Annotated in this window: 12 protein-coding genes; 7 read left to right on the forward strand and 5 right to left on the reverse strand. The window is 59.4% G+C overall.

Annotation, left to right across the window (positions count from 1 at the left end; genetic code table 11):
• Nucleotides 1-82: 82 nt before the first annotated feature.
• On the reverse strand, nucleotides 83-859 hold the full coding sequence (gene tcdA, locus DT594_RS14705) for a tRNA cyclic N6-threonylcarbamoyladenosine(37) synthase TcdA (protein ID WP_149333383.1): 777 nt from the start codon (nucleotides 857-859) through the stop codon (nucleotides 83-85).
• A 111-nt stretch (nucleotides 860-970) separates the two neighbouring features.
• Here tcdA and DT594_RS14710 point away from each other — a divergent pair, with 111 nt between their 5' ends.
• From DT594_RS14710 to trxC, 6 genes are all read left to right on the forward strand, one after another.
• Nucleotides 971-1,693, forward strand: a complete 723-nt coding sequence (locus DT594_RS14710) for a spermidine synthase (protein WP_149333384.1) — start codon at nucleotides 971-973, stop codon at nucleotides 1,691-1,693.
• The gene (gene rlmF, locus DT594_RS14715; RefSeq protein ID WP_149333385.1) at nucleotides 1,693-2,640 is read left to right on the forward strand and encodes a 23S rRNA (adenine(1618)-N(6))-methyltransferase RlmF; all 948 of its coding nucleotides are present in this window, start codon (nucleotides 1,693-1,695) and stop codon (nucleotides 2,638-2,640) included. Before DT594_RS14710 ends, rlmF begins: the two co-directional genes overlap by 1 nt.
• 87 nt (nucleotides 2,641-2,727) lie before the next feature.
• Nucleotides 2,728-3,864, forward strand: coding sequence for a succinyl-diaminopimelate desuccinylase (gene dapE, locus DT594_RS14720; protein WP_149333386.1), 1,137 nt, complete (start codon nucleotides 2,728-2,730; stop codon nucleotides 3,862-3,864).
• Nucleotides 3,864-4,667, forward strand: coding sequence for a putative RNA methyltransferase (locus DT594_RS14725; protein ID WP_149333387.1), 804 nt, complete (start codon nucleotides 3,864-3,866; stop codon nucleotides 4,665-4,667). The genes dapE and DT594_RS14725 overlap by 1 nt, the downstream gene beginning before the upstream one ends.
• Nucleotides 4,668-4,678: 11 nt before the next feature.
• A complete protein-coding gene (locus DT594_RS14730; protein ID WP_149333388.1) occupies nucleotides 4,679-5,065 on the forward strand; it encodes a hypothetical protein in 387 nt (128 codons plus the stop codon).
• A gap of 37 nt (nucleotides 5,066-5,102) precedes the next feature.
• Nucleotides 5,103-5,525, forward strand: coding sequence for a thioredoxin TrxC (gene trxC / locus DT594_RS14735; RefSeq protein ID WP_149333389.1), 423 nt, complete (start codon nucleotides 5,103-5,105; stop codon nucleotides 5,523-5,525).
• A 249-nt stretch (nucleotides 5,526-5,774) separates the two neighbouring features.
• Here trxC and DT594_RS14740 read toward each other — a convergent pair whose 3' ends face one another.
• From DT594_RS14740 to DT594_RS14755, 4 genes are read right to left on the reverse strand one after another with little or no spacing between them, the layout of a single operon-like run.
• Nucleotides 5,775-6,764: a DUF4340 domain-containing protein gene (locus DT594_RS14740; protein ID WP_149333390.1), complete on the reverse strand. Its 990-nt coding sequence runs from the start codon at nucleotides 6,762-6,764 to the stop codon at nucleotides 5,775-5,777.
• 12 nt (nucleotides 6,765-6,776) lie between these two features.
• Nucleotides 6,777-8,624: a GldG family protein gene (locus tag DT594_RS14745; RefSeq protein WP_149333391.1), complete on the reverse strand. Its 1,848-nt coding sequence runs from the start codon at nucleotides 8,622-8,624 to the stop codon at nucleotides 6,777-6,779.
• An 18-nt stretch (nucleotides 8,625-8,642) separates the two neighbouring features.
• Nucleotides 8,643-9,377, reverse strand: coding sequence for an ABC transporter permease (locus tag DT594_RS14750; RefSeq protein ID WP_022960973.1), 735 nt, complete (start codon nucleotides 9,375-9,377; stop codon nucleotides 8,643-8,645).
• Entirely contained in the window at nucleotides 9,374-10,303 is a 930-nt protein-coding gene (locus tag DT594_RS14755; protein WP_149333392.1) for an ABC transporter ATP-binding protein, read from the reverse strand. The genes DT594_RS14750 and DT594_RS14755 overlap by 4 nt, the downstream gene beginning before the upstream one ends.
• A gap of 368 nt (nucleotides 10,304-10,671) precedes the next feature.
• On the opposite strand from DT594_RS14755, the gene plsB reads away from it, so the two are divergent.
• Nucleotides 10,672-13,170, forward strand: a complete 2,499-nt coding sequence (plsB, locus tag DT594_RS14760) for a glycerol-3-phosphate 1-O-acyltransferase PlsB (protein ID WP_149333393.1) — start codon at nucleotides 10,672-10,674, stop codon at nucleotides 13,168-13,170.
• The last annotated feature ends 2 nt before the right edge of the window (nucleotides 13,171-13,172 follow it).

Consider the following 13,172-nt stretch of genomic DNA (forward strand, 5'->3'; position numbering starts at 1 on the left):
ACTGATCAAGCTTACTGTCAGCACAAAACAAAAAGCCCGCTCCGATGTTTCGGCGCGGGCTTTTTTGCTTGTAGCTTACCGCTCAGCGCAGAATGCGCTGAACCGCCTGCGCGGCGGCGACCATGCCAAAGGCGGCGGTGACCATAGTGACCGAGCCGAAGCCACCGGCGCAGTCGAGCTTGACGCCGTCACCAACAAAGGCCTTCTGCTGGCAAACACTACCGTCTGGCTGGGGATAGCGCAGTTGTTCGGTGGAATACACGCAGGGCACGCCGAAACTGCGTTTGCTTCCGGAGCGCGGGAAATTATGGTCGCGGCGCAGCATCGAGCGGGCCTTGGCCGCGAGCGGGTCATTCACGGTCTTTGACAGGTCGGAGACCTTGATCTGGGTCGGATCAATCTGCCCGCCCGCTCCACCGGTGGTGATCACCGGAATTCTGCGGCGTCGGCACCAGGCGATCAGCGCGACCTTGGAGGCCACGCTGTCGATGCAATCGATAACGCAGTCGAACTCCTCGGTAATATGCTCGGCCAGATTATTCTCGGTAACGAAGTCCATGACTGGCCGCACATCGCACCCCGGGTTGATTGCGCGCAGCCGCTCGGCCATTGCCTCCACCTTGGCACGACCGATCTGGCCGGTCATGGCCGGCAGTTGCCGGTTGGTGTTGGTCACACAGATCTCGTCCATATCGAACAGGGAAATACGTCCAACCCCGGTGCGCCCAAGCGCCTCGGCGACCCAACTGCCCACGCCACCAATACCGACCACCGCCACGTGGCTGGCCTGTAAGCGGGCCAGGCCCGACTGGCCATACAAGCGAGCAATGCCGCCGAAGCGGGGATCATCTGTACTCATGCACACCTCAATTCGCGATGCTGCGCATTATACCCGTGATGCCGGCACAGACCAGCGCGCTAGCGGGTGTTACCATGCCGCCTATCAATCGCCCCGCTGCCTGGAGCCCCCATGGGCCTGTTATTTGAAGAAATCGATAATCAGCCATCTCCCATTGGCGATATCTCCTTGCGCCGGCGGCGTATCCCCGCGCTCGGCGATCGCGACATCTACGAGGTCAAGCTCGGCGAAGAATTCCTGATGTCGAGCATGTTTTACGATGCCGAGATCGCCCTGGCTGATCTCGGCCTGGCCGCTGTCGAAGGCGAAGCGCTGGCGGTCGTCGTCGGTGGGCTGGGGCTCGGCTATACCGCCGTTGCGGCACTGAAAGATCAGCGCCTGGGCGAGCTGCTGATCGTTGATTATCTGCAAACGGTGATTCGCTGGCATCAGCAGGAAAAGGTGCCGCTGGGCAAGGAGCTGAATGCCGACCCGCGCAGCCGCTACGTACATGGCAGCTTCTTCGATATGGCCGTTGCAGACCCTGGCGGTTTCGACCCGCAGCAACCCGGCCGCCTGTTCGATGCCATTCTGCTGGATATCGACCATTCGCCCCGGGCGCTATTGCATCATGGCAATGCCAGCTTTTATACGGTTGAGAACCTCGGCCGCATGGCCCGCCAGCTGCGCCGGGGTGGCGCCTTTGCGCTCTGGTCACAGGACCCGCCCGATGCCGAGTTCATGCAGGTCATGGACGCGGTATTCATCAACACTGCGGCGCATATCATTCCCTTCTTCAATCCGTTTCAGAACGGTGAAGCCACTAATACCATCTATGTCGGAGTCAAAGCCTGATGCCGTTTCATCCCCGCAACAAGCACCAGGGGCACTACAACTTTGGCGCGCTGACCGCCGCCAACCCGGCACTCAAGGCGCTGATCATCCGCAACAAGGATGGTGAAAAAACCCTCGACTTTACCGATCCGGTCTCGGTCAAGGAGCTCAACCGCGCGCTCCTGCAGTTGCAGTACTCGGTCACCGATTGGGACATCCCCGAAGGTTATCTGTGCCCGCCGATACCCGGCCGGGCCGATCTTATCCACGCGCTTGCCGATCTGCTGGGTGAAAGCCACGACGGCCACATCCCCACCGGCCCTGGCCTGACCGGGCTGGACATCGGCACCGGCGCAAACCTGGTGTATCCGCTGATCGGCCAGCATGAGTATCAATGGCAATTTATTGGCAGCGATATCGATCGGGCAGCGCTGGACAACGCCGAACGTATCCTGGCCGCCAATGCCAAACTCCAGGGCCCGATCAGCCTGCGCCTGCAAGCCGATCCCACGGCGATATTCAAGGGCATCGTCGGACCGCAAGAGCAGTTCGATTTCAGCCTCTGCAACCCGCCCTTCCATGCCAACAAGGGCGAAGCCAATGCCGCCACCGAGCGCAAATGGCGCAACCTCGGCAAAGACAAAATCGTCGACGGACCCAAGCTGAATTTTGGCGGCCAGCCCAACGAGCTGATCACCCAGGGCGGCGAAGCCGGTTTTCTGCAGCGCATGATCACGGAAAGTGCTGACATTCCCGGGCAAGTTTTCTGGTTCACCACGCTGGTGTCCAAATCCGCTCTGCTGGCTGATCTGGAACGCCAACTGAAGACGCTTGGCGCTACCGATATCCGCGTGGTCAGCCTCGCCCAGGGCCAGAAACAGAGCCGTTTGCTGGCCTGGACCTTCCTCGACAAGAAACAGCGACGCGCCTGGCGCAAGGCCCGCTGGCCGAGCGCGCCGAAAGCCTGACATGCTCTAAACCAGTAGGCCCAGCCCTGAGCGATCAGGGTCGAGTCTGCTATTATGGCGAAACACAGACCTAGCAGCGAAGCGAATATGACCGACCTCTCTCCGACCCTGACCCTGGCCTGCGAGCTGATCAGCCGCAACTCCACCACTCCGGACGACGCCGGTTGTCAGCAGCTGGTGGGCGAACGCCTTGCCGCCTGCGGCTTCCGTCTCGAATCTCTGCGCTTTGGCGAGGTCGATAACCTTTGGGCCCGGCGCGGCATTGACGGCCCCGTACTCTGCTTCGCCGGTCACACCGACGTAGTGCCCACCGGCCCTGCTGAGCGCTGGGTACAGCCGCCCTTCGAACCTATGATCAAGAACGGTATGCTCTATGGCCGCGGTGCCGCGGACATGAAAGGCAGCCTGGCGGCCATGGTGGTCGCCGTGGAGCGCTTTGTTGCCGCCTTCCCCGACCACCACGGCTCAATCGCGTTTTTGATCACCAGTGACGAGGAAGGCCCGGCTACCGAAGGCACGGTCAAGGTGGTCGAAACCTTGGTCGAGCGCGAAGAGTTTGTGGACTGGTGTATCGTCGGTGAACCCTCGAGTACCGAGCTGGTCGGTGATGTGGTCAAGAACGGCCGTCGCGGTTCACTCAACGCCGAACTGACGATCAAGGGCAAGCAGGGGCACGTGGCTTACCCGCACCTGGCGCGCAACCCGATCCATCTGGCGGCACCGGCGTTGGCAGCACTGGCCGCTGAAAGCTGGGACATGGGCAACGAGTTCTTCCCGCCCACCAGCTTCCAGATATCCAATATCAATTCAGGTACCGGCGCGACCAACGTCATCCCCGGCGATCTGGTCGCGCTGATCAACTTTCGCTTTTCCACCGAATCCACAGTCGAAAGCCTCAAGACCCGGGTTACCGCGCTGCTCGACCAGCAGGGCCTGGATTACGAGTTGAACTGGACCCTGTCCGGCCTGCCGTTCCTCACCGAGCCCGGTGCTCTGCTCGACGGCGTGCGTGCAGCCATCCGTCAGGTGACCGGCCGCGAAACCCAACCCTCCACCTCGGGCGGCACCTCGGACGGACGTTTTATCGCGACCATGGGCACCCAGGTGGTCGAGCTGGGCCCGGTCAATGCAACCATCCACCAGCTCGATGAACACATCAGCGCGGCGGACCTGGATACGCTGACGGATATCTATGAAGCGACGCTTGAGCGGCTGCTGACCTGATGCTCAGACTGATTTGCCCCCACTGCCAGGCACCACTGACTGCGCAGGATAAACACTGGCACTGCGAAAACGGCCATGGCTACGATCAGGCGCGTCAGGGCTACCTAAATCTGCTGCTGGTGCAGCACAAGAACAGCCGCCAACCCGGTGACACACCGGCCATGCTAGCCTGCCGCCAGGCGTTTCTGGATGGCGGCCATTATCAGCCGGTCAGCGACCGTATCAATCAGATCTTTACCGAGCATACACCCGAGACCTTGCTGGACATGGGCTGTGGCGAAGGCTACTACAGTGCGCGCCTGGCCGCCGCACTACCACAATGTAAGGTCGCCGGGCTGGATATCAGCAAGGATGCCATCCTCAAGGCCTGTCGACGCAGCCGAGATATTCAGTGGCTAGTTGCCTCCAGTGCCCGCTTACCGGTGCCAGATGCCAGTCTGGATGCCGCGCTGTGCGTTTTCAGTCCCTGGAGCTGGGACGAGTGCCTGCGCACACTCAAACCCGGTGGTCATGTGCTGCTGGTCGGCCCGGATGCCGATCATCTGATGAGCCTGCGCGAAAACCTGTATGACAGCATTCACCCGACCCCGGAACTGATCAAGGCATTACCTGAGGGTATGCAGATCGTCAATGATCAGACCCTGCGCTATGCTTTGAACCTGAACCCGGCCGACCTGGCCAACCTGATCGGCATGACACCGCATGGCTTCCGCAGCCGCCCCGAACGTCAGCAGGCTCTGCTGGAAACCGGGCTGCCGTCGCTGGAAGTCGCCATGCGGCTGGTATTGCTGCAACGCTCCTGAGAGGACTGCCCGTGCGCCAACCTGATATCGAGATTTACCTGCGCGAAGAGCACCTGGACGCGTTGACCGAATGGCTGAACAGCCAGATAGGCCCGCTGCAGCTCAAGCCCTGGAACGAGCTGACCCGTCGTGGCGCCTTGACACTGGACGGTCAAACCATCCCGTTGATGATCGTGCGCAAGGCCGCGGGCAAATGGGCCAGTGTCTGGTTCGACAGCGACAATACGCCCTGGGAAACCGACCGGGATTGTGCCCGCGCCATCAATGCGGGTCTTGGCCAGGAAGTCCGTTGCTCCGTAGGCGGCTGGTCCGAAGAGCAGAGTGATGACGACCCTGATCGGTGGCTGAAGGTCACCAGTGAAGGCGAAAGTGAGTTTATCTGGGCGATGAAACCCTGAGTCAGCGGATTAGCCAACAGCAAAAGAGAGCCTACCCATGATCATTGCCTGCGCCCACTGCCATCGCAAAAACCGCATTGATGAGAGCCGGCTTGCGGAGTCGCCCAACTGCGGCGCCTGCAAGCAGCCCTTGTTGACGGATCAGCCGATACCGGTCAACAGTGCCCAGTTCAATGCTCATGCCTCATCCGACCTGCCGCTGATCCTGGACTTCTGGGCACCCTGGTGCGGCCCCTGCCTGCAGTTCGCACCGACCTTTGAAAAAGCCGCCGCAGCCGCAGGCCCGAAAGCCCAGTTCCTCAAGATCAACACCGAAGAAGAGCAGGCGCTGGCCGCGCGCTACAGCATCCGCAGCATCCCGACCTTGATGGTATTACGCGGCGGCCAGGAAGTGACTCGCATCAACGGCGCACTGCCGCCGGGCGAATTTATGAAGTGGGTCTACCAACAGCTGGGATAGAAAAACAAAGAAGAAGGCGGCACCGACTCCACGAGAGGCCGGTTGCCCTGGACCGCTGCATGACCGTCGGTGCACAGGGATGTGCACCGCCGACGCCGAGCCCCATGGATGGCTAGTAGCGTGTCGTGCAGCGGTCCAGGGCCATCGGCCTACCCACACGGAACCAACGCCAATCAATAACCGACCATCCCAAAATGCAAAAAGCCCGCAGTTAAAAACACGCGGGCTTTTGTCACAACGAATAGAACACTAGTCGGACTCGCCACCCCGAACAATATCGGACTGGCGCTTGTTCAGGTTTTCCACCTGCCCAATGCCCAGCTGAAAGGCCCAGCGCTCATCGGCATTCACGCCCAGATTGCTGTCCTCCGGCTGCTCGAAATGGTCCACCAACAACCAGTACTTTCCATCGATGTCATACAGGCTGGCCTCCAATTCAGCGCCGCTCCAGGTCCTCACCTGCATCTGCAGCATCGGCTCGTCGAGCTCCAGCTCCAGCTCGGAGCGCAGCTTCACATCCTGAGCGCGCAGATCGATAAGCGCCAGCACCATGCTGTTGGTCCAGCGCTCATTGCCCTGCTGGTCAGCTTGCTCAACCCCGGCCAGACGGAAGTTGTAATCCCCTTCCTTGGCCTTTTCTACCTCCAACACCTCGCCATCGGCATGAGTCCAGCGTGCCGATGCTGCCTGCGTCATCGGGATCTGCGTTACCTGCAGATCCAGCCACTCCACATCGTTGACAGTCATCCCAAAGGGCCGGTTGATCAGCCATACCTGATTTTCATCGGCAAAGCGCACCACCTGACCACTGCCGACAGGATTGCCATAGATGATGCCAACCGATTCTTCACCCGCGCCCATGGTCACTCGCAGAGTCGCGTTTTGCGGCGCGCTGGTATCCAGCCCCAAGCGCGCGTGGTACTCGGGATTATCCGTCTGCGCCGCGGTCACCCGCGCGCCACGCACCGCATGGAGCAGAGCCGCAATACGTTCCGGCTGAGCCGGGAACATATTTTTACTGACTACGCCCCAGCGACCGCCGTCACGCACCACCTCGACTTCGACGCCGGCCTTGGCTACTACCAGGTTATCCATCTGATTAACGACAGTCAGTTGTTCCTCTGAGAGCAACTGACGGCTTTGCAGATCATCCACCCGGTCATCGTTCTGCTGTTGCAACGCGACAGCGATCAGCAATACGGATATCACCGCCAGAACGGCAATCAGTTTCACTTTCATGGCAGCGACTCCTTATACCGACCGGCGGCGGCGAATCCGTGCGACCACCCACCAGATCAGGACACCCAGAGTCAATAACGCTGGCACCAGGGCAATATTGATCACCTTCAACCAAGTACCAAGGCGCTCGATATCGGCGTTCAACTGAAAGCGAACATCGCGCAACTGCTTGCGAATCTGCAACTTCTCATCCAGGAAGCGCTGCACGGCCTGCTCTTGCTCAGCCGTCATCTCCAGCATCTGGGTTGGGTCCTGGCCCTGCTGCAACTGAGCCAACTGCTGTTCAGTCTCCGCCAGTTGACGCTGCAGGCGCTGCTCGCTGGCACGATAGCGACGCTCTGCCGCACGCTGCAGATCTTCTACCACGGTGAACGGACGGCTGAAGTTGCCGCGCGAACGCACACTGATCAGCGCCTCTGAGCCAGACAGGTTATCCAGCGCATTAATCAGCAGCCCACCGTTGTCCGCCCAAGGCTGGGGAACACGTTGACCGAAGAAATCCTGCACTTGCACCCACATCCGGTCGGTCAGCAGATCCGTATCCGCGACCACCATGACGTTGATGTTGTCGGCAGATTGAACACCCGGCTCAATTCCTTCCAGCCCTCCAGGGTAGGCGGATGTGGCCGGACCCTGAATACGTGCGGCGAAATGGTAGATCTGGTCATCCGCTTGAAAGCCGTCCAGCAGCACTTCCGGATCTTCCATGCCCGAGAAGGCGCTGCTCGCTACCAAAGCGCTGTTGGCCGTACTCGAGAGCAGCGGAGTAAAGGTCGTTTGCGCCCCTTCCACTTGCTTCAAAGCGCCAGCTGTCGCCACAGTGACCAGGCTCAGGGGCGCGGTGACCGTGTCTTCATTGTTCAACTGCTCAGGCTCGACCTCCAGCCAACCGATATGGCGGGCCGGTAGTTGGCCTTCGCCACGGCCAACCGACATACCCAGCCGCGCATCCAGCACCACCCGCTCAGGATTGAAATCCACACCCCAGTTTTTCAGCAAAGGGGAAAGATCGGACGACTTGCCATCGGCCATACCTTCCATCATCGCCTCACGACTCTGGTCCGACTCGGCCAGCGGGTCAATAAAGGCAAGCAACTTGCCGCCGCGCAGCACAAACTGGTCCACCGCGTTCAAGGCCGTTTCGGTCATGGCTTTGGGGTGAACCAGAAGCAGCACATCAACATCCTCCGGCACCTGGTCCATGTCGTGCTCCAGGTTTTGAATGCTGAACAGCTGACGGACTTGCTCAAGTGCCACCCAAGGTGCTGACGCTTGCCCGGTCATCGGATTGGTACCACCGCTCATGGGCAACCCGCTGAGCAAGCCGATCTGCGGCTTTTCCGCCTGTGAAAGACTGGTGATCAAACGGCTCAGCTCGTACTCCAGCAAGCCCTCCTGCTCCAGAGAAAAGAACGGGATGACCTCGCGTTCAGCCACCGGATTGGTACCCGCCAGACCGAAATACAGCTGCTCACCGCTTTGCGGCAACGGAATAGCCTGCAAGCCAAACTCTGCTGCCCGATCTTCCGCCTCGGAAAAAGGTTGTGGATCGATGATCTGCAGTTTGATCTTGCCGTCGGCTACCCGCTCGTACTCCTGGAGCAGCTCCTCCACGCGCCGTGCATAGTTGCGCAGAATGACCATATCCTTGCTGGCCCGGTCGGAGAAAAAGAAATACAGGGTGATCGGCTCTTCCAGCTCGGTGAGGATCTCCCGCGTGCCATCGGAAATGGTGAACAATTTCTGTTCGGTCAGATCCAGCCGTGCGCCAGGCAGCAGCACGTTGGAGGCCATATTGAAGGCAACAAAGGCCAACAGCAGTACCAGCAAACCGGTACCCGAATACATTAAACGTTTCATTCTTATGTCCCCTTCGCCTCAATCGGCCTTTTTCAGGTCGATGACAATCGCCGTAGCCAGCAACCACACAGCCATGAGCGATACGAAATACAGCAAGTCACGCAGATCCAGGACGCCTTTACTGATGGCATCAAAACGAATCAGGAAGCTGAGTGAGGCAATGGCGTCGAGCAACCACTGGGGCGCCCAACCGGTAAACAGGTCCAGCCATAGCGAAAAGCCGCTGACGATAAAGATAAAGCAGGCCACCACGCTGACAATAAAGGCGATGACCTGATTCTTGGTCAGCGCCGACATGCACGAGCCGATCGCCAAGTATCCACCAGCCAGCAACCAACTGCCCAGGTAACCGGTGAAGATCGCACCATTATCAGGGGCGCCGAGATAGTTGACCGTGATGATGATGGGGAAGGTCAGCAGCAAGGCGATGCCGATAAACACCCAGGCCGCAAGAAACTTGCCCAGCACCATGTCGGAACGCGATACCGGCAAGGTCATCAGCAACTCGATGGTGCCTGACTTGCGCTCCTCAGCCCACAGACGCATGGCCACAGCCGGCACCAGGAACAGGTACAACCAGGGATGGAAGTTGAAGAAGGCATTCAGATCAGCCTGACCGCTCTCGTAGAAGCCACCCAGATAAAAGGTGAAGACTGCCGACAGGACCAGAAAAATGACGATAAAAATATACGCCAGGGGTGTAGAGAAATAGCTGCCAAGCTCGCGTTTGAAAATCACACCGAGATTTTTCATGCCGCCTCCTCCGCAGTCAGACGACGGAAGACTTCATCCAGACGACCGCGCTCTACCGAGAGCTCGCGAACCGGCCAGTTATGCTCACGGGCATATTGCCCCACCGCCGGGAAGATCACTTCGCCTGGCTTGGCCAGCACGGTAAGCAGTTGCCCATCCCGCTGACTTTCAACTTCCAGAACGCCTGGCAAGGCCAGCAATGGCAGGCTATCAACCGGTTGCGCAAGATCCACAGTGACTGCCTGGTGGTAGCGCGAGCGCGCTTCCAGCTCGTCCGGGGTGCCATCGGCGAGCAGGCGCCCGTGGGCAATCACCACCGCACGGCTGCAGACTGCGCTGACTTCTTCGAGAATATGTGTGGAGATGACCACGATCTTGTTGCTGCCCTCAGCCAGTTGCTGGATCAGCTTGCGCACCTGGAATTTCTGGTTGGGATCCAGCCCATCGGTAGGCTCATCGAGGATCAACACCTTGGGATCATGCAGGATCGCTTGGGCCAGGCCAACGCGGCGCTTGAAGCCCTTGGACAGGGTCTCGATGCTCTGCCCCATCACCGCTTGTAGCTCCAGCTGCTCGGCAGCCCAGGCGACCCGCTTATGCTTTTCAGCACCGCTGTAACCACGGATTTCAGCGATAAACTCGAGAAAGCGCTTAACACGCATGTCGCCATAGCAGGGGGCGCCTTCCGGCAGATAGCCCATCTGCTGCTGGGCCTGCAAGGTCTGCGTTTGAATATCAAAGCCGCAGACGGAAGCGGAGCCACCGTCCGGCGTAAGAAAACCGGTGAGCATCTTCATGGTGGTGGATTTACCGGCACCGTTAGGGCCAAGAAAGCCGAGCACTTCCCCCGGACTCACAGCAAAGGACAGATTGTCCACAGCGACGTGCTCGCCAAAGCGTTTGGTCAGGCTATTTATGTTTATCATTGGCCTCTTCCGATTCCCCCAGATAGTCGATTGCACCGCGTACGGGCGGGCAATGTAACGCGCAAGGATACATTGATTGCTGCAGCGTGGGGGGATAGAAATAAACCGGACGCGGACGTTCAAACACCCTAGGGGTCGGATCGCCGAGGCAGCGTCCTCGGCCTGTCCCACAGTGACAGCGAGGCATGTATCAGCGCTCAAGGCAGTGACTATATGAACGCGTGAGGGGGATTTCAAGCCTTGTGGCAAGGGATCACCAAGCCTGATGATGGCATGAGCTGTAACCGGATGTTAAAAGCGCTAGAATCCTTCCATTACATAGGTCTGGTTGCACCAGCCACGCATCAGCACATCGTCCAGAGAGCCCCATGCCCGCAGTCTATTCTTCGTTTTTCGGCCGCTTACGTTTCGGTTTCCTGCACCGCCTGCTCTACCTCTGGGCACGCTCAGAGAGTATCGGCAACGCTGCCTTTGACCTGCATCTGGATAGAGACACACCGATCATCTACGTGCTGCCCTACCGATCCTTGTCCGATCTGATCGTTCTGGACCGCGAATGCCGCAAAGCCGGCCTGCCGCGCCCGGTAAGAGCCCCCGTTGGCGGACTGGAGGAGCAGGAGTCTTACGCCTTCCTCAGCAAAGAGCAGGCCTGGGTCGGGCGCCCCGATCCGCGTGGGCAGTCCCCGCGTTTGCTGCGCGCGATCAGCGCAGTGGAGCAACGCCAATGCGAAGAAGTACAGCTAGTTCCCGTCAGCGTGTTCTGGGGCCAGTCCCCCGATGTGGAGTCCTCGCCAATCAAGCTGCTGTTTGCCTATAACTGGGCGGTCGGCGGGCGGATGCGCAAGCTGGTGGCGATACTGTTGCACGGCCGCAAGATCCGTGTGCGCTTCGGTGACGCCCTGTCGCTCAAAGATCTGGTCGCTGAGCAATTGGGTCACGAGCGCCATCTACGCCGCACTGGACGGCTCCTGCGGGTGTACTTTCGCCAGCAGCGCGGCGCTGTGGTCGGCCCCGACCTGTCCCACCGCCGCACCTTGCTGAAAGGGCTGTTGCAGTCGCCGATGGTGCGCGCAGCCATCGAAAAAGAGGCACAGGAGAAAGGCATTGATCCGGCCAAGGCGCGCAAGGACGCGGCGCGCTACGCCAATGAGATCGCCTCGGATTTCACCTACAGCATCATTCGCTTTATGGAAGTGGTGCTGTCGTGGTTCTGGAACAAGCTCTACGACGGCATCCGCATCAATCATATCGAACGGGTGCAACGCATTGCCCGGGGTAACGAAATCATTTACGTACCCTGCCACCGCAGCCACATCGATTATTTACTGCTGTCCTACATCCTTTTTCAAAACAGCCTGACGCCGCCGCATATCGCCGCCGGTATCAACTTGAACATGCCGGTGATCGGCGGAATATTGCGCCGTGGCGGGGCTTTTTTCATGCGCCGCACCTTCAAAGGCAACGAGCTCTATACAGCCGTGTTCAATGAATACCTGCATACCCTGTTCAGCCGCGGCTTTCCGGTTGAATACTTTATCGAAGGCGGACGCTCGCGCACTGGCCGGACGCTGAACCCCAAGACCGGCATGCTGGCGATTACCCTGCGCAGTTATCTGCGTTCCTCACGCCGGCCTATCGTTTTCGTTCCAGTCTATGTCGGTTACGAACGGGTATTGGAAGGCCGCACCTATCTGGGCGAGCTACGCGGCCAGGAGAAAAAGAAGGAATCCTTCTTTGATATTTTCCGTGTGCTGTCCGCTTTGAAATTGCGTTTTGGCAAGGTCGCGGTCAACTTTGGTGAACCGGTGTCCCTGAACGGATTTCTTGAACAGCAGCAGCCCGGCTGGCGGCAGCGCGACTATGGCCCTGACTACCGCCCGGAATGGCTCTCGGAAACCACCAAGCAACTGGCGCGCAGTCTGGCCAACGCCATCAATGCCGCCGCCGATGCCAATCCGGTAAATATGGTCGCACTGGCTATGCTGTCCACCAGCCGATTGGCGCTGGACGAGCCGGCCTTGAAGCGGGTGCTGAATACCTACAAGTCGTTGCTGAGCCGGGTCCCCTACAGCCCGAGCATGACCCTGCCGGACATGGCCGGTCAGGCGATGATTGAATACGTCGAAGGGATGCAGTTTATGGGTCGCCAATCCGACGCCTTGGGCGAGATCCTGTTTCTGGATGAGCCACAGGCGGTGCTGATGACCTACTATCGCAACAACGTCTTGCACCTGGTAGCACTGCCGGCGTTGATTGCCTGCCTGTTTCTGAACAATCCACGCATGAGTCGCGAACAGATCGACAAGCTGGTCAGCGCCATCTACCCCTATTTGCAAGGCGAACTCTTTCTGCAATGGCAGGACGCCGAACTGCCCGGAGTCATCACTACCTGGATAGACGGCCTGATCGCCGAAGGACTGTTGCGCGAAGAGGCGGGCCAGATCAAGCGCCCGGACCCCAGCTCCAGCGAGTTCGTACTGCTCAGCCTGCTGGCCCGCAGTATTCTGCAAATGCTGGAACGCTTCTACATGGCCGCAGCACTGCTACTGAACAATCCCAACGGCAGCCTCACCGCCGAGGAGCTGGAAGCACTCTGCACGGTCATGGCCCAGCGCCTGTCAATTCTGCACGGGCTAAACGCGCCCGAATTCTTCGACAAGACGCTGTTTCGTCAGTTTATCCAGCGGCTTAATGATATGCAGGTGATCAGGACCGATAGCGAAGGCCGCCTGCAATACCTGCCGGGGCTCGAGGACATTGCCGAGAACACAGCGAAACGGGTATTGAGCGCAGAGATCAGGCTTTCCATCCGGCAGGTCGCAAGGTCGTCCAATACCGCCCCCATCGCACCTGTGGAGCCGGCATAAGT

The organism is Halopseudomonas laoshanensis, from assembly GCF_008365385.1.
GTDB lineage: Bacteria > Pseudomonadota > Gammaproteobacteria > Pseudomonadales > Pseudomonadaceae > Halopseudomonas > Halopseudomonas laoshanensis.